The 19,715-nt window shown below is 70.0% G+C and carries 16 protein-coding genes and 1 pseudogene; 14 read left to right on the top strand and 3 right to left on the bottom strand.

The annotated features are described in order from the left end of the window. From fdhD to HV824_RS28545, 14 genes and pseudogenes are all read left to right on the top strand, one after another. On the top strand, positions 1-892 hold an 892-nt coding region (gene fdhD, locus HV824_RS28605), incomplete at its 5' end, for a formate dehydrogenase accessory sulfurtransferase FdhD (RefSeq protein WP_255208412.1). 336 nt (positions 893-1,228) lie between these two features. Continuing rightward, positions 1,229-2,713: an exopolysaccharide biosynthesis polyisoprenyl-phosphate hexose-1-phosphate transferase EpsZ gene (gene epsZ / locus HV824_RS28600; RefSeq protein WP_368671042.1), complete on the top strand. Its 1,485-nt coding sequence runs from the start codon at positions 1,229-1,231 to the stop codon at positions 2,711-2,713. A gap of 111 nt (positions 2,714-2,824) precedes the next feature. After that, on the top strand, positions 2,825-4,360 hold the full coding sequence (gene wzx, locus HV824_RS28595) for an exopolysaccharide biosynthesis flippase (protein WP_176424689.1): 1,536 nt from the start codon (positions 2,825-2,827) through the stop codon (positions 4,358-4,360). Positions 4,361-4,377: 17 nt separating this feature from the next. Further along, the gene (gene epsY / locus HV824_RS28590; RefSeq protein WP_176420866.1) at positions 4,378-5,016 is read left to right on the top strand and encodes an exopolysaccharide export protein EpsY; all 639 of its coding nucleotides are present in this window, start codon (positions 4,378-4,380) and stop codon (positions 5,014-5,016) included. A 3-nt stretch (positions 5,017-5,019) separates the two neighbouring features. After that, positions 5,020-6,270, top strand: a complete 1,251-nt coding sequence (gene epsX / locus HV824_RS28585; RefSeq protein WP_176420865.1) for an exopolysaccharide export protein EpsX — start codon at positions 5,020-5,022, stop codon at positions 6,268-6,270. An 11-nt stretch (positions 6,271-6,281) separates the two neighbouring features. Continuing rightward, a complete protein-coding gene (locus tag HV824_RS28580) occupies positions 6,282-6,458 on the top strand; it encodes a hypothetical protein (RefSeq protein ID WP_011557330.1) in 177 nt (58 codons plus the stop codon). Positions 6,459-6,484: 26 nt separating this feature from the next. Continuing rightward, positions 6,485-6,889 (top strand): exopolysaccharide biosynthesis response regulator EpsW, encoded by a 405-nt coding sequence (epsW, locus tag HV824_RS28575; protein ID WP_176420864.1) that lies wholly within the window; start codon positions 6,485-6,487, stop codon positions 6,887-6,889. Next, positions 6,886-8,409 (top strand): PCP family exopolysaccharide biosynthesis protein EpsV, encoded by a 1,524-nt coding sequence (gene epsV / locus HV824_RS28570; RefSeq protein ID WP_176420863.1) that lies wholly within the window; start codon positions 6,886-6,888, stop codon positions 8,407-8,409. Before epsW ends, epsV begins: the two co-directional genes overlap by 4 nt. A 15-nt stretch (positions 8,410-8,424) precedes the next feature. Continuing rightward, positions 8,425-9,660: an exopolysaccharide biosynthesis GT2 family glycosyltransferase EpsU gene (epsU, locus tag HV824_RS28565; RefSeq protein WP_176424688.1), complete on the top strand. Its 1,236-nt coding sequence runs from the start codon at positions 8,425-8,427 to the stop codon at positions 9,658-9,660. Positions 9,661-9,703: 43 nt separating this feature from the next. Beyond that, positions 9,704-10,096, top strand: coding sequence for a type IV toxin-antitoxin system AbiEi family antitoxin domain-containing protein (locus tag HV824_RS37665; RefSeq protein WP_368671041.1), 393 nt, complete (start codon positions 9,704-9,706; stop codon positions 10,094-10,096). A 270-nt stretch (positions 10,097-10,366) separates the two neighbouring features. Continuing rightward, positions 10,367-10,603 (top strand): annotated as a pseudogene (locus HV824_RS38285) (nucleotidyl transferase AbiEii/AbiGii toxin family protein); the annotation flags it as partial. 64 nt (positions 10,604-10,667) lie between these two features. Further along, positions 10,668-11,066, top strand: coding sequence for a nucleotidyl transferase AbiEii/AbiGii toxin family protein (locus tag HV824_RS37660; RefSeq protein WP_368671043.1), 399 nt, complete (start codon positions 10,668-10,670; stop codon positions 11,064-11,066). A gap of 139 nt (positions 11,067-11,205) precedes the next feature. Continuing rightward, complete coding sequence (locus HV824_RS28550; RefSeq protein WP_255208410.1) at positions 11,206-11,682, top strand: carboxypeptidase-like regulatory domain-containing protein; 477 nt, start codon at positions 11,206-11,208, stop codon at positions 11,680-11,682. 585 nt (positions 11,683-12,267) lie between these two features. Next, a complete protein-coding gene (locus HV824_RS28545) occupies positions 12,268-14,391 on the top strand; it encodes a von Willebrand factor type A domain-containing protein (RefSeq protein ID WP_176420861.1) in 2,124 nt (707 codons plus the stop codon). Between the two features lie 59 nt (positions 14,392-14,450). On the opposite strand, the gene HV824_RS28540 is transcribed toward HV824_RS28545, so the two are convergent. The 3 genes from HV824_RS28540 to HV824_RS28530 all read right to left on the bottom strand — a co-directional run. Next, positions 14,451-15,848, bottom strand: a complete 1,398-nt coding sequence (locus tag HV824_RS28540) for a TolC family protein (RefSeq protein ID WP_176420860.1) — start codon at positions 15,846-15,848, stop codon at positions 14,451-14,453. Between the two features lie 322 nt (positions 15,849-16,170). Further along, entirely contained in the window at positions 16,171-19,347 is a 3,177-nt protein-coding gene (locus HV824_RS28535) for an efflux RND transporter permease subunit (protein ID WP_176424687.1), read from the bottom strand. Positions 19,348-19,368: 21 nt separating this feature from the next. Next, the coding region (locus HV824_RS28530) for an efflux RND transporter periplasmic adaptor subunit (RefSeq protein ID WP_368738117.1) at positions 19,369-19,715 on the bottom strand (347 nt) is incomplete at its 5' end.

The following is a 19,715-nucleotide window of genomic DNA, read 5'->3' as shown; positions in this document are numbered from 1 at the left end:
GCAGGGGCGCGGGGCGGCTCGGGCGCAGGTGGGCCTGGAGGAGGCCCGCGGCGTCACGCGCCGCTCCGTCCAGCGATGGAACGGCGCCACGCTGCTCCCTCCCCAGGAGGACGACCTCGCCGTGGAGGAGCCGCTGGAGATCCGCGTCAGCGGAGACTCAGTGGCCACCACCATGCGCACGCCAGGACACGACCGCGAGCTGGCCACCGGCTTCCTCTTCGCCGAGGGCATCCTCCAGAGCGTGGACGACCTGGGCGGGCTGGCGCACTGCGGACGGCCGGGCGAGGAGGGCTTCGGCAACGTCATCGAAGTCACCCCCGCCCCCGGCGCCTTCCTCGACGTGGAGCGCGTGAGCACCGCGCGCCGGGGCACCCTCACCACCTCCGCCTGTGGCGTGTGCGGCCGGCGCACCGTGGATGATCTGCTCGCCGTGTGCCCGCCCCTGCCGGCCGGCCCGGTCCTCCACCCCGACGCCGTGGCCCGCGCCACCGAGCGCCTGCGCGACGTGCAGCGCAACTTCGCCCGCACCGGAGGCGTCCACGCCGCCGCCGTGCTCGACGCCGACGGCCACCTCCTGGCCGCCCATGAGGACGTGGGCCGCCACAACGCCGTGGACAAGGCGGTAGGAACGCTGGTGCTGGCCGGCACCGTGCGGGGCCTCCGGGCCCCTCGCCTCCCATTGACGCGTCAGCCCGCGGTGCTCGCCGTCAGCGGACGCGTCAGCTTTGAGATCATCCAGAAAGCCGCCATGGCCCGGATTCCCATCGTCGCGGGCGTCTCCGCCGCCAGCTCCCTCGCGGTGGACCTGGCCCTGCGTTCTGGAATGACGCTGGCGACGTTCGTCCGGAACGGGCGCTTCAACGTCTACACCGGCCCCGAACGCCTGCTATAAATGTAACCCATTGAAATTCCTGACGCCCTTCCCGAGACTGCCCGGCGCCTGGCAGCATCCATGCCTCGCGTCAGACCGGCATCGTAAATGCAAAGAAGCCGTGACGAAGGAAACGCGCGGGAAGCCGCGGTGAAACACGATGTGTTGGTGACGTTCGGTGCGCTCGAACCTCGGTAGGGCCGTCCCAAGATTTCACCCGCTGTCACGTCTTACTGACGCGGCAGGGGTTGCAACGCGCCGCGATATCGGGCAAAACTGGTTTCCTTCCGACTTAAACATTTCTAGCCTCAACGGCGACCTCTGCTTCAACTGCACGAAAGTGAGCAGCAGAGGGGGGTGGACACGATGAGCGGCGCAACGGCAAGTGCGGCGGTGGTCGGGGTTCCTGGGTCGGCCAACGCTCAGGGACCAGCAATTGAAGAGGTGCAGGGGCCGCCCAAGCTGGCCCCGGGGTTCGCGGCGAAGCTGAACCTCACGGTGGACCTGATGCTGCTGTCGTCGGTGCTCGTGGGCTCGGCGTGGCTGAGCGGGCAGCTGTCGGCGGAGTCCGGCTGGAAGGTGTCGGGGCTGGTGCTGGCGGCGTGGATGGTGTGGATTGTGACGGGCACGGCGCTGTGCCTGTACGACTCGCGCTTCGCCGAGCGCAGCAAGCTGGACCACGTGGCGCTGGTGTCGGTGACGACGCTGGCGGTGGTGACGGTGCTGACGCTGGGCAGCGTGGCGCTGCCCACGGTGGTGACGGCGCCGGTGGTGGGCCCGCTGCTGTTCATCTTCTGGCCGGTGACGCTGCTGCTGCGCCTGTGCGTCTTCCGCCCGGTGGCCTCGCAGGAGCGCCCCATGGACGCGGTGCTCATCGTGGGCACGGGCGCCATGGGCCGCTACACCGGCGAGGACCTGGCCAACCGCGGCCGCCGGCAGATTCTGGGCTACGTGCGCTTCCACGACGACAACGGCTCCACGGGGGAGCTGCCGGGTCCCGTCATGGGGTCGGTGGACGACCTGGAGCACATCCTCCGCAACACCGCGGTGGATGAGGTGTACATCGCCGGCAACACGCTGAAGCAGGGCGAATCCATGCAGGCGGCCATCAAGCTGGCCGAGCGCTTCGGCGTGCCCTTCGCGCTGCCCGCGCACAGCTTCCGCCTGGACCGCGCCCGCCCGGTGGAGCGCCGCGCGGTGGCGGACGGCTTCCTGCACTTCGCGGCGGTGAGCCCCAAGCCGCACCAGATGGCGATGAAGCGCCTGTTCGACATCTGCGTGTCGGCGGCGGCGCTGTGGGCGCTCCTGCCGCTGCTGGGCGTGGTGGCGCTGGCGGTGAAGTTCACCTCCAAGGGCCCCATCTTCTTCAAGCAGCTGCGCGTGGGGCAGAACGGCAAGCCCTTCTACATGCTGAAGTTCCGCTCCATGGTGGTGAACGCGGAGGAGCTGAAGGAGAAGCTGGCCGCGCTCAACGAGCAGACGGGCCCCGTCTTCAAGATGAAGCACGACCCGCGCATCACCGGCATCGGCCGCTTCATCCGCAAGTTCTCCATTGATGAGCTGCCCCAGTTCATCAACGTGCTGCGCGGGGAGATGAGCATCGTCGGGCCGCGCCCGCCGGTGCCCACCGAGGTCGCCAGATACGAGGCGTGGCAGCGCCGCCGCCTGTCGGTGCGTCCGGGACTCACCTGCATCTGGCAGGTGTCGGGACGGAACCAGATCTCCTTCGAGGATTGGATGTACCTGGACATGCAGTACATCGACCACTGGAGCCTGACGAGCGACCTGCGCCTGCTGCTGCAGACGGTGCCGGTGGTGCTCACGGGCCGCGGCGCCAGCTAGCAAGCCTTCAGGCACCCCAACCTTTGCGGGGGCGGCATTGACGTGCCGCCCCCGCTCGTTTTCTATGCACCCGGGCAGTCCTGGCAGGCGCCGGGACCGCACGCTCCCACCGTGAACAGTCCCAGCCACTCCATTTCGCAGGACGCGGGCGAGCGCGAGCGCTCGCATGAGGCGATGGGCGCGGTGCGCAACGGGCTGCAGCTCGGCGGCTCGCTGCTCATCACGTACGCCATCGCCATGGGCGTGCGCTTCCTGCTGCCGGCCCACCTGGGGCCGGAGAGCTTCGGGCGCTTCAACTACGCCGACAGCTTCTCCGCCGTCTTCTTCATCGCCACCCACCTGGGCCTGGAGATGTACATCCGCAAGGAGGTGTCGCGCCGGCCCGAGCACGCCAGCGACTTCTTCGGCAGCACGCTGCTGTTGCGGCTGGGCCTCACCGCGGTGCTGATGGGCGCCATGGCCCTGGTGATGGCCCACTTCGACGAGCCGCCCGAGGTGCGCCAGCTCGTCTACGCCTTCGCGCTGGCCCAGTCGCTCATCATCATCAACGCCTCCGTGGCCGCGCTGCTGCACGCCAAGGGCAAGGTGGCGGGGCTGTCCGTCTCCAACATCGTCACCAAGCTGGTGTGGGGCGGAGGCCTGCTGGCCGTCGCCGTGGCGGGCCTGCCGCTGCCGTGGCTGGCGGCGCCGCTGGTGGCGTCGGAGGCCGTGAAGCTCGCCGTGGGCTGGTACCTGGCCCGCGAGCACATGGGGCTCACCTTCAAGGTGGACGTGCCGGCCACGCTGAAGGTGCTCAAGGCCAGCCTGCCCTTCTTCATCACCGGCGCGGCGCTGGCGGCCAACGGGCGCCTGGACGTGATGATTCTGGGCATGGTCTCCAGCCACGAAGAGGTGGGCTGGTACGGCGCGGCGTGGAACATCGCGGGCCTGACGTTCTTCCTCAACCCGGTGTTCGGCTGGGTGCTGATGCCGCTGGCGTCGCGCGCGGCCGAGCGCTCCGAGGCGGAGCTGACGAACCTGACGCGCCGCGCGCTGGAGGGCACGCTGGCCGTCACCGTGCCCATGATGATGCTCATCGTCCTGGGCGCCCCGCTGTGGGTGGGGCTGATGGGCGGCGCGTTCTCCGAGTCCGCCATGCCGCTGCGGCTGATGTCGCCGCTGTTCGTGCTGGCCTTCGTGACGATGAACGCGGGCCTGTGGCTGACCATGACGAACCGCGAGTGGTGGGTGACCATCACCAGCGTGATTGGCAGCGTGGTGCTGATTCCCATCCTCAACCTGCTGCTGATTCCGCTGATGCTTTCGGCGCTGGGCAACGGCGGCGGCGCGGCGGGCACGGCGCTGGCCATGCTGCTCATGGAAATCTGCGTCACCATCAGCCTGCTGGGGCGCATGGGCAAGGCGGCCTTCGACACGCGCCTGCTGTCCATGATGGCCAAGACGGCCGCCATCTGCGTGGCCATCGCCGCGCTGGACCAGACGCTGCTGGCCTCGCTGAACCCGTGGCTGCGCCTCACCGTGGAGGCCGCGCTGTACCTCGTCGCGGTGCTGGCCACCGGCGCGGTGCGTCCCGGCGAGGTGCTCCAGGTGGTGCGCATCGCCCGCCGCCGTGGAAACCCCGCGCCCGAGGCCGCGCCCACCCCCTGAGGAGAGTCCCGCTGCTCATGCCGTCCACGCACCGCCAGCTGCCTTCCGCCCCGCGCCGCCCCTGGCGCATGTTCGCCTGCGCCGCGCTGCTGCTGCTGGCGCCCGCCTGCCGGGGCCTGGGCAAGTACACCTGGGTGGATGACTACCAGGAGAAGCCGCCCCCGGTGGACGCCGCGTACCGCATCGCCGCGGGGGATTTGCTCAACATCCGCGTGTGGAACCAGGAGTCGCTCACCACGCAGGCCCGCGTGCGCGAGGACGGCCGCATCAGCCTGCTCTTCCTGGACGACGTGGAGGCCGCGGGCCACACGCCGGCCATGCTGTCGCAGCAAATCCAGACGCGGCTGAAGGACTACATCAACCACCCCGTCGTCACCGTGGCGCTGGAGATGGCGCGCCCCATCAAGGTGACCATGGTGGGCGAGGTCAACCGCATCGGGCCGCTGGAAATCGACCCGGGCGCCAGCGTGCTGGAGGCCCTGGCCGGCGCGGGCGGCTTCACCGAGTACGCCCACAAGGACCGCATCTTCGTCATGCGCCAGGAAGACGGCGCCGCGCCCGAGCGCATCCGCTTCCGCTACGACGACCTCATCCACGCCGAGGGACGCGCGCCCACCTTCCGCCTGCGCCCCGGTGACGTGGTGGTGGTGGAGTAGCCCGTGCTGGGGACGGTCCTCACCGTCGCGTGGCTGGAGGTGTCCTCCGCCTCCGTCAGCTACGCCACGGCCGCGCGCGTCGACTCGCGCCTGCGCTCCAACGAGGACCCCGCCCCCGAGGCCCCCAGCGTCGCGGGTGACACCGACATCACCCCGCTGCTGGGCCTGGAGCTGCGCGACGGCAACACCGCGCTCCAGGTGGAGTACGCCCCGCGCATCAGCCTGCGCGAGGTCACCGCCCGCGCGCGCACCGAGGTCCAGCACATGGGCCGCCTGGCCGGCCTGTGGCGCCCCGAGCGCGGCCTGTCCCTGCGCCTGTCGGAGGAGCTGGTGCTGGGCAGCGTCAACCTCCTCACCACGGACTTGGGCTCCCTGCCTGGCGGCACGCCGGGCGCGGACCCGGACGGGCCGCTGCGGCCTCCCGGAGGTGGCGGTCCCCTCCAGCCCCTGCCCCAGGCGGACACCGTCTACTTCCTGTCCTCGGCCACCACGCTGACGGCGGACACCGGCTGGCTGGGGCGGCGGTGGAACCTCACCGGCTCCGGCGGCTTCTCCATCAGCGGCGGCCTGGACGGGCCCGCCCGCGAAGCGGTGCCCCTGCAGTATGGCCCACGCGCGGACGTGTCCCTCAGCCACGCGCTGTCCCCGCTGAGCGCCATCACCACCTCCGTGGCGTTCAACGCCGCGCGCTTCTCCACCGGGGCGAACAACACCATCGTCACGCTGCGCGAGGCCTGGGGCCAGCGGGTGGACAGACGCACCTCCCTGGAGGCCGGCGCGGGCGTGAGCGTGGTGCGCTCCATCCCCGTGCCCCCCGGCGAAGGCGAGCCCGAGCCCGGCCCGCTGGACGCGCCCCGGACGGAGCTGCTCCCCAACCTGAATGTCGGGGTGAGCCACCGGATTCCCTCGCGCACCGCGGACTTCAATGGCCGGGCGGACCTGCGAGTCGTCCCCTTCACGGACCGGCTGACGGCGCGCGTCTACCCTCGGGCGGACCTGACGCTGACGGGGACGTGGGCACTGGGGCCCCGCGTGCGGGTGTCCGCCGTGGGCGGCGGCGCCGCGGCCGTGGGCGGCAGCAGTGGGGACAGCATCCTCTCCGGCGGCTTCACCGGTTCCTGGATTCTCACACGGTGGGTGTCCGTGGATACCGACCTCCGAGGGACGTGGAGCCGCTCGCCCGAGCTCCCGGCGGCCCGGCTGACCTGGGCTGCAACGCTGGGCCTGTCCGTGCGACAAACTGGTAGTCTCTGAGGGCTGGCGCCATGGCGAAGCTCATCTTGATGTCCGTCCTCATCCTCACCATCGCGCTGCCCGCCAAGGCGGCGAGGGATCCGCATCCGATGCGGGGGCTGAAGAAGGCCATCCTCTGGTTCGTCCTCTTCAACGCGGCATACACGTATGGCGTCCTCGTCTGGGTGCCACGGCTCGGGTTCGGCTGAGCGAGTTTCAGAAAGGTTGACGACGGATGGAGTCCGACCTGCACACGGTCCTCCTGGTGGAGGACGCCCCCTTCTTCCGGAAGATGCTGGGCGACTACCTGCGGGACATGGGGTTCAAGGAGGTGGTGGAGCTGCCCAGTGGCCGCGCCGCGCTCAAGCACCTGGAGACGGCCGCGCGTCCCGACCTCGTGTGTCTGGACCTGACGCTGCCGGACATCTCCGGCTATGACCTCTGCGAGCACATCCGCCGCTCGGCGACGATGGCGGACGTGCCGGTGCTGGTGGTGAGCGCCCGGGACCTGCCGGAGGACAAGGCGCACGCCGAGGAGGCCGGCGCCGACGGCTACCTGGGCAAGCCCTTCACCCAGGAGGAGTTCACCCGCCGGGTGCGGTCGCTCCTCAAGAGCACTGGAGCCAGGAGGAAGCCGTGACGCACCCCGCGCCCGGGGCTCCCGGGCCGCGCCCCCAGTTGGTGCCGCCGCACCCCGCGTTCACTCCGGAGCGCCCGGAGACGAACGCGCCCGCGGACCTCATCGACTGGGGCTTCGTCATCGACGCGGTCTTCTATTTGAAGAACGCGGTGCTGCGGCACTGGTTCCTCGCCCTGGTGGTGATGGGCGCGGTGTCCGCCATGGCGGTGGGCGTCAGCAAAATCATGCCGCGCAAGTACCGCGTGGAGACGCGGATGCTGACGCAGCGCAACTTCATCATCTCCTCGCTGGCCAACCCCGGGCGCTCCATCCCCGTGGACGCGGACCAGCCCACGCGCGCCGCGTGGGAGATGGTGATGAAGCACGACAACCTCCGGTCCATCGTCGCGAAGGCGAAGCTGGTGGAGTACTGGGAGCTGCAGCGCTCGCCGCTGAACCGGCTGAAGGAGAAGGTGCTGCGCAAGCCGCCCGCGCCCATGTCGGACGACGACAAGCGCGACGCGCTCACCGCCATGCTGGAGCAGGCGATGATTGTCGGCGTGGAGGGCGGCACGGGCACCGTCTCCATCGGCGTGGAGTGGAGCGACCCGCAGCTGGCGCTCAACATCGTGCAGGAGGCGCAGCAGAACTTCCTCGACATGCGCCAGGCGGCGGAGATGGGCGCGGTGCAGGAGGCCATCACCATCCTGGAGAAGCAGGTGGTGGACGAGGCCGAGGGCATCCAGCAGGCGATTGGCCAGCTCAACGCGGCGGTGAAGCGCGTGGAGGCGCGGCGGAAGAAGGAAGAGGCGAAGCAGGGACGCCGGGGAGGCCCCACGGCCGCCGCCAACGCCGCGCTGGGCATCAACACCGACCACCTGCTGGCGCAGATGCGCTTCATGATTCAGACGAAGCGCCGGGCCATTGGCGACGTGGAGGACTTCCGCTCGCGGCGGCTGACGGAGCTGCGCAACCAGCTCTCCGAGCAGCGTGTCATCTATTCGCCGCAGCACCCCATCATCACCGACCTGGAGCAGCGCATCTCCGCGCTCCAGGAGGACTCGCCGCAGTTGATTGCGCTGCGCTCGGAGATGACGGAGCTCATCAACGAGTACGTGCGCAACGGCGGCGATCCGGGCGAGCTGGAGTCCGGGCTGGCGACGGCGGCCCTGGGCGGCGCGACGTTCGGCGGGCCGGCCACGTCGGATGACCCGGAGGTGTCGGTGGCGGCGGACCGGGTGCGCATGCTGGTGATGCGGCACCAGGAGAAGATGCGGCGGCTGGACCAGGCGCGCACGGAGCTGGAGATTTCCCGCGCGTCCATGAAGCACCGCTTCAGCGTGCTGTCGCCGCCCACCTTCCCGGAGCGGCCGTCCAAGCCGAAGGTGCAGCTCATCGTCGCCGCGGGCGTGGTGGGCGGCATCGGCATGGGCATCTTCGCGGCGCTGGCGCTGGACATCATCCGCCGGCGCATCCTGGAGAAGTGGCAGGTCGAGCGGATTCTGAAGCTCCCCGTGCTGGCGGAGCTGGAGCGGCGCTGAACAGCGCGCTCGGGGGTGCATGTCGTGACATCGTGGACGTGGCTGGACGTGGCGCTGTGCGTGGCGCAGCTTCCCGTGGCGGTGGCGTGTGGCTATCTGCTGACCCTGACGCTGCGCTCCTACCGGCCCCGGCCGCCGGCGACGCGCATCGGGCCGCGGAAGTTCGACATCATCATCCCCGCGCACAACGAGGAGCTGGGCATCTCCCGGACGGTGACGAACCTGTCCGCGGTGGACTACCCGGCGCACCTGCGGCGCATCATCGTCGTGGCGGACAACTGCTCCGACGCGACGGCGCAGAAGGCGCGCGAGGCAGGCGCCTTCGTCCTGGAGCGGCAGGACACGGAGAAACGCGGCAAGGGCTACGCGCTGGCCCACGCCTTCGAGTTCAGCCAGCGGGACGGCTTCGCCGAAGCGGTGGTGGTGGTGGACGCGGACACGGTGGTGACGCCCAACCTGCTGACGGCGTTCGCCATGCGCATCGAGGGCAAGGAGGGCGGGCTTGAAGGGGCGCACGCCATGCAGGCGCACTACGGGGTGATGAACCCCACGGCGTCCTGGCGCACGCGGCTGATGACCATCGCCCTGGGCATGTTCCACAAGGTGCGCTCGCAGGGCCGCGAGGCGATGGGCGTGTCGTGCGGCCTGCGCGGCAACGGCATGTGCTTCACGCACCACGCGCTGGCCCAGGTGCCACATGACGCCTTCAGCGTGGTGGAGGACCTGGAGTACGGCATCCGCCTGGCGCGCCACGGCTTCCGCGTGCACTACGTCTGGGAGGCGGACGTGCTGGGGGAGATGGTGTCCGCGGAGAAGCAGAGCCGCTCACAGCGCCAACGCTGGGAGGGTGGCCGCGCGCAGATGCGCAAGCTGCACGGGTGGCCGCTGCTGAAGGACGGCCTGCGCAAGCGGGACGGCACGCTGCTGGACATCGCCATGGACGTGCTGGTGCCGCCGCTGAGCCAGCTGGTGCTGGCCGCGGTGGGCTGCGCGGCGCTGGCCGGGGCGTTCGCCTGGTGGACCCGCGCTCCGCTGCCGTGGGCGCTGGGCGTGGCGGGCTTCAGCGTGGCGAGCCTGGGCGCGTATGTCCTGCGCGGCTGGTGGGTGTCCGGCGTGGGTGCGCGGGGCCTGCTGGACCTGGCCTGGGCGCCTGTCTACGTGGTGTGGAAGGTGTGGCTCATGCTGCGCGGCCCCGGCGCGGAGAAGCGCGGCGAGTGGGTGCGGACGTCGCGTGAGGGGGAGCACCGGTAGCGGGTGGCGTGCACGGAACTCAAGTTGGACTTGAGTTTCGTGCGTGGGAACGGCGCGCCGTGGTCAGCCAGATTCGGACCGGCTCTTCGACATCGTCGCGGGGCAGGCAGGGCTCTTCACCGCGCAGCAGGCGCTGGAGGCGGGGTATTCGGCGCAGGTGCTCTCCCACCATGTCCGGGCTGGCAGGTTCCTGCGCGTGCTGCGCGGCATCTACCGGTGGGTGCACTTCCCGGCCAGCGAGCACGAGGACCTGGTCGCCGTCTGGCTCTGGTCGGAGCGGAAAGGCGTCTTCTCCCATGAGACCGCGCTGGCGCTTCACGGCCTGTCGGATGTCCTGCCCTCGCGCGTGCACCTGACGCTGCCGGCGGCCTGGAAACGACGCCGGTTCCGTGTCCCTCCCGGCGCGGTGCTCCACCATGCCGATGTTGGCGAATAGGAGCGCGTCTGGTTCGGTCCCATCCCCGGGACCTCTCCGCGCCGAACCTTGCTGGATTGCGCGACGGCGCATGTGTCACCCGACCTGCTGAATCAGGCCATCGCGCAGGCACTGTCACGCGGGCTCATTCTCACGTCAGACCTGGTGGGTATTCAGAGTGCGGCCCAACGTCTCTAGGACACCTCCGCATGACACCTCGCAGGTACACGAACGCCGCGGGCTTCAAGCACGCGCTCGAACAGCGCCTCCGGCGCGACGACGCCCTCCGGGGTGGCCTTCGCACGGAGGCGACAACTCCTCGTCTTCGATCGGTTCCTCGCGCGGGTCGCGCATGTCTTCGAGGACTCCGTCACCTTGAAGGGAGGACTGGTCCTCGAGTTCCGGCTGAGCCGGGCGCGAACGACGCGGGACGTGGATCTCCGATTCGTGGGGCCCCCTGTCGACGTGCTTCGACGGCTGAAGGACGCGAGCCAGCTCGACCTGGGAGACTTCATGCGCTTCCAGGTTCGCGCTGACTCAGCGCACCCTGAAATCCAGAACGACGGGATGAAGTACGACGGGCTTCGCGGGCATCACTTCGCCCACACTGCGCCTCTACCCCGTCGAGACGCATCTCGCGGAAAAACTTCACGCGTACACGTTGCCGCGCGCCCGGCCCAACACGCGCGTCAAGGACCTCCCCGACCTCGCACTGCTCGCCATGACGCGGGAAATCGACTCGATGCGCCTGAGAGCGGCGTTCGAGCAGACCTTCTCGTTCCGTGGAACACATCCACTTCCGTACTTCGTCCCCGAACCGCCTGAGCCGTGGCGTGAGCCCTACGCGAAGATGGCACGCGAGGACGTCCTCCCCTGGTTGACGCTGGACGCACTCGCTGCGGCGGTGCGGGCATTCCTCGGTCCGGTGCTCGCGAACTCACAGGCAGGAACATGGGCTCCCGAGACATGGACGTGGCGCATGCGGTACTGAGCTGTGAGCGCTGGCCACGCGACCGTCCGGCACGCCTCCCCTGTGATGGAACCGTGATGAAGAGACGAGGTACTCGTGAAGTTCGTCACGGGTGTTCTCTGGAAGCTGCCTGCCTCCTGTTCTTCCGAGGTGGCCTACGATGCATCTGTTCGCTCGCAGTGTGCTGTGCTTCTTCCCACTGATGTTTGCGCTTCCCGCGCTGGCTCAGGTCGATGCCGACGCGCACCCCAACACCAGCACCTTCGTCGGGAGAGTGCGTCACACGCATCAGAGCCTGCCCCTCGCGGATGTCATCGTGACCGCGCGTTCTCCCAGCCTCCAGGGAGAGTTGATGGTCTCGACCGACGCAGAAGGGAGATACCGCATCCCCCAGCTTCCACCGGGTGACTACACGCTGACGTTCGAGAAGGAAGGGTACAAGGTCCACACACGCTCGGCGGTCCAACTGCGGCTCAACCGGACCCGCCAGGTCGACGTGGAGCTCCTCACCGCTCCACCCGAGGAGCCGGTACGTGTCATCGGCGTCCCGCCGACCATCGACCAGAGCTGCACACTGTCTCCGGGAGTGGAACTGGGCCCAGATTTCATCAAGCGCACCCGCGACGCTCGTCCATGAAACAGGATCGGCGCGCCCCTCTCCTTCGAGCATTCCGGTCCCAAATGTCCCGAGCCCCGTATGTCCCTCAACGGCCCACCGTTCTCCGTCCTACCCTCGCTCCCCTTGGGTCATTCGAGGCGCTTGCCTCGCATTGGACTTTAGACTTGCGCGAGGGAACTGTGCGGCGCACGCAGCAGATGCGGCTTGGGCGGAGGAGGCAACGCGGATGGCCGTGCTCACCAAGGGACGACGCAGGCTCCACCGGGAAGACCGCCTCTTCGTCTGATGCCACTTCGCATTGACCTCCCCGAGGTCCTCCAACGCAAAGCACTCGAGGCCGGAAGCGAAGGCCGGGCGTGGCTTCAACGACTGCCTGCCATCGTGGACGCGCTGAAGCAGGATTGGGGTCTGACGCTATCGAGCCAACTTTCGGGAGGAACCGAGGCGCCCGTTGTGTCAGTGACGGCGCGAGCCGGTGAAGACGCCGTCATCCTGCCGCGCGACCGATGCTGGAACCGTGATGAAGCGACGAGGCGCTCGTGAAGTTCGGCACGAGCGCTCTCGGGAAGATGGCCACCTCCTGTTCATCCGAGGTGGCCCACGATGCATTCCGTCGCTCGCAGTGTGCTGTGCGTCTTCCTGCTGCTACTCGCCATTCCCGCGCTGGCGCAGTCCGATGCCGGCACGCACGCCAACACCAGCACCATCGTCGGGACGGTGCGTAATGCCTATCGGCGCGTTCCCGTCGCCCATGCTGTCGTGACCGCGAGTTCGCCCAGCCTCCAGGGCTTCCTGGCGGCCACCACGGATGTACGGGGGAGCTACCGTCTCCCGCAGCTGCCGCCGGGCGAGTACACGCTCACGTTCGAGAAGCAGGGGTTCAAACCCTATACACGCACGGCCATTCAACTGCGTCACGACCGCACCATCCGGGTCGACGTGGAGCTCCTCTCCGATCTACCTGCGGAGCTCTTCTCAGGTGTTACCGGCGCCCCACCGACCCTCGACGTGGGCTCCACGACCATGGGCGTGAACGTCGACCAGGAGTTCATCAAGCGCATCGCCGTCGCCCGTCCGGGTGGCAAGGGTGGCCCCTCCCGCTCCTACGAAAGTCTGGCGGAGCTTTCCCCCAGCGCCAACAGCGACCATTACGGCGTCGCCATCAACGGCCCGCCCTCCTCCATCCTGCCCTCGCAGCCCCTGAGCCGTCCGGTGGTGCCTCCGAGGCGTCCGAGCGCGCCTCGGCTCGTCCTCCAGCATGTCGAGCCCCCCGCGCCCGCCGTGACGCCCGCGCCGGTCTCCCCCTTCCACATGTACTTCCAGGGGTACGGCGTCAATCCCACCGTCACCACGGAGGAGGAGCGCTTCTCCACCTTCTCCGTCGACACGGACTCCGCGTCGTACACGCTGACGCGGGCCTACCTGGAGCGCGGCAGCCTGCCTCATGAACAGGCCGTCCGCGTGGAGGAGTTCGTCAACACCTTCGACTACGGCTACACGCACCAGGGCAACGCCCCCTTCAGCGTCCAGGTGGAAGGCTTCCCGTCCCCCGTGCGCAAGGGCTACCACGTCATCCACGTCGGCGTGAAAGCCCGGGAGGTCCCCCGCGTGGCGCGCAAGCCGAGCCACCTCGTCTTCGTCATCGACGTGTCCGGCTCCATGAACCTGGAGCGCCGGCTGGGCCTGGTGAAGCGTTCACTGCACCTGCTCGTGAACGGGCTGGATGAGCGCGACCAGGTCTCCATCGTCGTGTACGGCTCCACCGCGCGCCTGGTGCTGGAGCCCACCAGCGCCGTGCACGCGCACATCATCCGCGCCGCCATCGACAGCCTGCACACCGAGGGCTCCACCAACGCGCAGGCGGGTTTGGAGATGGGCTATTCGCTCGCGGCCTCTCACCTCGTGGAGGGCGGCATCAACCGCGTCATCCTCTGCTCGGACGGCGTGGCCAACACCGGGCTCACCGACGCCAACAGCATCTGGGAGCGCATCCGCTCGCGCGCGGCGAAGGGCATCACCCTGTCCACCGTCGGCTTCGGCATGGGCAACTACAACGACGTGTTGATGGAGCGCCTGTCCCAGGTGGGCGAGGGCCACTACGCCTACGTGGACCGGATTGAAGAGGCGCACCGCCTCTTCGTGCGCGACCTCACCGGCACGCTCCAGGTCGTGGCCAAGGACGTGAAGCTCCAGATGGAGTTCAACCCGGAGGCCGTGTCCCACTACCGGCTGCTCGGCTACGAGAACCGCATGCTCACCCAGGAGCAGTTCGCCGATGACCGCGTGGACGCGGGCGAAATCGGCGCGGGCCACGCCGTCACCGCGCTCTACGAGGTGAAGCTCACCGAACCGTCCGCGTCCTTCGGCACGCTGCGCATCCGCTACAAGGCGCCGGAGGGTGGGGACTCGAAGCTCATCGAGAAGCCGCTGCCGTCGAGCGTCCTCCGCCCCGCCTACGGCCGCGCCACGCCGCCCACGCGGCTGTCCTATGTGGCCGCCGCCTTCGCCGAGAAGCTGCGCGGCTCCTACTGGGTGCGCACGCTCACCTACGACGCCCTGTTCTCACTCTGGGAGGAGCTTGGCCAACCGCTGAAGGCGCGCGAGGACGTGGCGGAGCTGGGCGCCCTCATCCACAAGGCCCGCGCCCTGGACCACCGCGCGGACCGCTTCGAGGCCTTCGCGCCCGTGAGCACCATGGACTTCGACCGCGTGCCCACCCTGCCCTGAGTCCCGCGCTCGCGCCTGGCGTGGCCCTTCCGCCAGGCGCGAGCCTCCAGTGCGTCCCTTCAAGGCGCCGTATCCAACCCCGCCGCGAAGAGCACGGACGCCTCCGCGAGCTTCACCGTCTCCTGCTGCTTCAGGTGAAGCACCCGCATGTCCTTGAGCGAGCGGAACGCGTCCAACAGCTCCAGGATGCCGCCGCGTCCCTCTCGATAGGCGTCCTCGGCCATCCGGCGCACCGTGGGCAGCCGCTCCACCACGTCGTGCTCCAGACGCGTCAACGCGCCCTTGCGGCCCTCCAGGACGGCGTGCGCCCGGGTCAGCTCCGCGCGGGCCTGGGCCACCTCCGCCTCCAGCGCGCGGGCCTCCGTCTGGAGCTCCGCGGACGCCCGGGCGATGGCGCCCTGGTTCCGGTCGAAGAGGGGCAGCGGCAACCCTACGCCCACCAAGGCGATGGTGCTCTGCTCGTTCCGGGTGAGCATGACGCCCGCCGCCACGGACGGCACCGGCAGCCGCTCCCTGCGCGCCACGTCCAGGCCGCCTCGTGCCACGGCCTGCCGCGCGCGTGCCGCCACCAGCGACGGCCGACGCTGCTGGGCGGACTCCCACAGGAGCGGCAGGTCGGGCAGGGACCCGGTGGGCCGCAGCGAGCCCTGCGCCCTCGGGTGCCACCCTTCAATGCCCAGCAGCGCGGCCAGCCGGCCGGAGGCGTCCGCCACGCTGACGCGCGCGTTCAGCACCTCCACCTCCAGCGCGCGGCTCTCCACCTCGATGCGCTCCACGTCGTACCGGCTGGAGTCACCCGCCGCGGCGCGCCCCTTCACCACCTTCTCCACGCGTCCCAGGTCCACCGCCGTCTCCTCCAGCACGCGCAGCTCCTCCTGGTTGGTCAGCAACGCCGCGAAGGCCTCGCGTACGGCCAGCGCCCGCTCCGCGATGGAGGCCTTCACGCGTGCCTGTTCGGCGGACACGTTGCGCTCCGCCAGCTCACGGCGCACGCCGCGCTGCCCGAAGAGGAGCAGGGGCTGCTCCAGCGACAGCTCGTGCACCACCGATGAGCCGGTGTTCACGCCCGCGGCCAGGAGCTGCGTGCCGTAGCTGAACGACGGGTTGGGCAGGATGCTCGCCTCCACCCGGTCCGCCGCCGCCACGTCGATGCGCGAGCGCTCCGCCGCGGTCCACGGGCTGCGCTCGTCCAGCAGCGACAGCACCTGCTCCAGGGTGATGCGCTCGGGCGGCGCCGCCTCGGACCGGTTCCGCTCCTCCAAAGACCCGGCCGCCTGGGTCTCAGACCGCAGCTGCGCCACTGCGAAGCGCTCCGGCGGAGGCACGTCGGACGGACGCTGCGCCTGCGTGACTCGGTCTGGCGCGACACGCTCCAGAGAAGGCGCCGCTGCCTGTTGAGCCCCGGCGCTCCCGGCCGCCAACGCGCCCAGGACGCCCCAGACGATGAACCGCTTCATTCCGTCACCTCCGCTTCGCCCTGAACGCCTTCCGTCACCAACGACAGCCATGGCGCTCCCTCTGTGCTGAAACCCCGGCTGGCGCCACACGGCTCCGTCTCCGGCACCGCCCAGTGCGCGCGCACCGGCATGAAGCGCCTCAGGCCGCCATTCGCTGACCGCACACCACTCCGCGGGACGGGCCCGCAGACGGTGTCGCGCCGAAGCAGCTCGATGCTCCACCGTCGCCGGGCCTTGCGGCCCGCCATGCCGCGCCTCGTGCCGCCACCACCGGGCATGACGCCGGGCGGTGACCAGCGGACTCGTGCCCCCATGAAGCGCCTCACGCCGCCACCCCCGCCGTGCCCTGCTCCGGGCCGTGGCCCTTCGGACCCAGGTGCTCCACACCGGCGTCCAGGTCCTCATCGTCCTCGTCGCCCCGAGAGCCCGTGGACGCGGCGTGCTTCCCGACGATGACGGCGTACAAGGCCGGCAGCGCGAACAGCGACACCAGCACCGCGGTCACCAGCCCGCCGATGATGACCACCGCGAAGGGCCGCTGCGTCTCGCTGCCCGCCCCGCTGGAGAGCGCCGCCGGCAGCAGCCCCAGCATCGCCAGCAGCGCCGTCATCAGCACCGCGCGGAAGCGGCTGGACGCGCCCGCCGGGAGCGCCACCCCCAGCGCCTCGCCCGCCTTGCGCCGGTCATCCACCGCGCTCACCACCAGCAGCGACGCCAGGCACACCTGCCCCAGCAGCGTGATGAAGCCCACCGCCGCGCTCACCGACAATGGGATTCCCGTGACGGCCAGCGCCAGCACGCCGCCGCACATCGCGAAGGGCGCCCCCGCCAGCACCGCGCTCGCGCTCCGCATGGAGCCCAGCGCCGCGTAGAGCAGCGCGAACACCACCAGGAAGGAGATGGGCACGATGACCGCCAGCCGGCCCAGCGCGCGCGCCTGGTTCTCGAACTCGCCGCCCCACTTGAGGAACGCGCCCTCCGGCACCGTCACCTCGCGCTCCACGGTGGCCATGGCCTCCTGGATGGTGGAGCCCATGTCGCGCCCCTCCACGTTGAACTTCAGCGCCAGCGTGCGGCTGTTCGCCTCGCGGTTGATGCTCGCGCGCCCCAGCGCCTTCTCCAGCCGCGCCACCTCGCGCAGCGGGACATGGCCGCCGCTGGCCGTGGGCACCAGGATGCCGCCGATGCGCGCCTCGTCATCACGCTCCGTGCCCGGCAGGATGACGCGCACCGGGACGGGCCGCTCCTGCTCCCACAGCTCCGTCACCACCCTGCCCCCCAGGGCCGTCTCCACCAGGTCCTGCGCGGTGGACACGTCGATGCCGGCCCGCGCCAGCGCGGGGCGGTCCAGCACCACCTGGAGCTGCGGCACGCTGGAGTCGCGGTAGAGCCCCAGGTCCACCACGCCCTCCACCTTCTGGAGCGACGTGACGGCCTGCTCCAGCGTGCCGCGCATGGCCGCCAGGTCCGTGCCGAAAATCTTCAGCACCACCTTGCCGCGCACGCCGCTGATGGCCTCCTCCACGCTGTCCTTGATGGGCTGCGAGAAGTTGAAGCTGACGCCCGGAATCTCCAGCAGCGAGGCGCGCATCTCCCGCACCAGCCGCTCCTTGTCCCAGCCCTCGCGCCACGTCTCCTCGGGCGCGAAGCGGACGAACGTCTTGCCCATGTTGACGGCCTCGTTGTCCGTGCCGTCCTCCGGGCGGCCCTGCTCGACGAGCACCTCCTTCACCTCCGGGAAGTCCAGCAGCCTGCGCCGCACCTCCAGGAGGAGGTCCGCGCCCTTGCCCAACGAGATGCTGGCTGGCATCTCCACGAAGACGTTGATGTCGCCCTCGTCCAGCTCCGGGAGGAACTCGCTGCCCACCCGCGAGCCCACCACGCCGGTGACGAGCACCAGCGCCGCCATGCTCGCGAACACCAGCGTCTTGCGCGGCATCAGCCACGTCACCGCGCGGGCGTAGCCTTCCCGCAGCGTGCTCAGCAGCTTCGGCTCCTTCACCTCCGCGTCCTGAGGCCGCAGCAGCAGCGCGCACAGCGCGGGCACCACCGTCAGCGCGAAGACGAGCGCCCCCACCAGCGCGAAGCTGTACGTCAGCGACAGCGGCCGGAAGATGCGGCCCTCCACGCGCTCCAGCGTGAAGACGGGGATGAGCGCGGCGATGATGATGGCCATCGCGAAGAACGTCGGCCGCGCCACGTCCAGCGCCGAGCGCAGGATGAGCCCCAGCAGCTCCTTGCGCCGCCGGGGCCGCTGCACTCCGGCTTCGTGCAGCACGTTCTCCACCAGCACCACCGCGCCATCCACCAGGATGCCGAAGTCGATGGCCCCCATGGAGATGAGGTTCGCGGGCAGGCCCACCATCTTCAGGCCAATGAAGGCCGTCAGCAGCGCCAGCGGGATGACGGACGCGACGATGAGCGAGCAGCGCAGGCTGCGCAGGAACAGCCACGCCACCGCCACCACCAGCAGCGCGCCGTGCAGCAGGTTGTGGTGCACCGTGGACAGCGTGTGCCCCACCAGGTCGTTCCGGTCATAGAAGGGCTCGATGCGCATGCCCTTGGGCAACACCCGCGCGTTCAGCTCCGCCACCTTGGCGTGCACGCCCTCCAGCACCGTGCTGGGGTTCTCCCCCCGGCGCAGCAGGACGACGCCCTCGGTGACGTCCATGTCCAGGTTGTGGCTCACCGACCCCCGGCGCGGCGTGTGCGACGCCACCACCCGCGCCACGTCGCCCACCGTCACCGGCGTGCCGTCCTCGCTCTTGAGGACGATGCCCTGCACGTCCCGCGCGCCGCGCAGGTAGCCCACGCCGCGGATGAGCAGCTCCTGGTCGCCCTGGCGCAGGAAGCCGCCGCCCACGTTGCGGTTGGAGCGCTCCAGCGCCTCGGTGACGTCCGCCAGCGTCAGCTCGTGCGCGAGCAGCCGCGACGGGTCCACCTGGACGTGGAACTCCTTGAGGAAGCCGCCCAGGCTGAGCACGTCCGCCACGCCGGGCACCTGGCGCAGGTGCCGCGCGATGTTCCACTCCATCTCCGAGCGCGTCTCGGTGAGCGTGTGCCGGTCGCTCAGCACGCGGAACTGGTAGATCTTCCCCAGCGGCGTGGCCTCGGGCGCCAGCCGCACGTCCGCGCCGTCCGGCATGTCCGCGTTGGACATGCGCTCCCCGACGATGGTGCGCGCCTTGAACGGGTCCACGCCGTCATCAAAAGTCAGGAAGATGAGCGACAGCCCGAACAGGCTCTCGCTGCGCATCTGCACCATGCCCGGCGTGCCGTTGAGCGCGCGCTCCAGGGGCACCGTCACCTGCCGCTCGATTTCCTCGGGCGCCAGCCCGGGCATCTGCGCGATGACGTTCACCTGGAGGTTGGTGACATCCGGAAACGCCTCCACCGGCGTTTCGAGGTAGGCCTTCACACCGAAGAGGCCAATGCCCAGCGTCAGCAGCAGGACGGGCAGGCGGCTCCGGACACAGAACGCGATGAGTGCTCGCAACATGGGTAGGGGTCCTCGCCGCGCCTAGAGAAGCTGGTCCGCCGCGCCATCCAGCAGCAGCGCGCCCCGGGTGACGACCTGCTCTCCGGGTGACAGGCCCGCGATGATCTGCACCCGCCCCTCCACCGGCTGCGCCACGACGACGGGCCGCCGCACATAGGTGCCCGCGTCCTGCTGCACGTACACCACCGACTCCTTGCCGTTGCGCAGCAGCACCGCCTCCACCGGCAGCGTCAGGCTGGCGTCCGGCGCGTCGATGCGCACGCGTCCGAACATGCCGGGCCGCAGCCCCTGCGCCTGCGTGTCCAGGGTGATGCGCACCGGCGCCGTCCGCGAGCCGCCCGCCACCACCCCGCCCACCGAGTCCACCG

It is taken from the genome of Myxococcus sp. AM009 (genome assembly GCF_013372605.1).
Classification (GTDB): domain Bacteria; phylum Myxococcota; class Myxococcia; order Myxococcales; family Myxococcaceae; genus Myxococcus; species Myxococcus vastator.
Note: the sequence above shows the minus strand (reverse complement) of the source record. Positions and strands in the feature narration are given on the sequence as shown.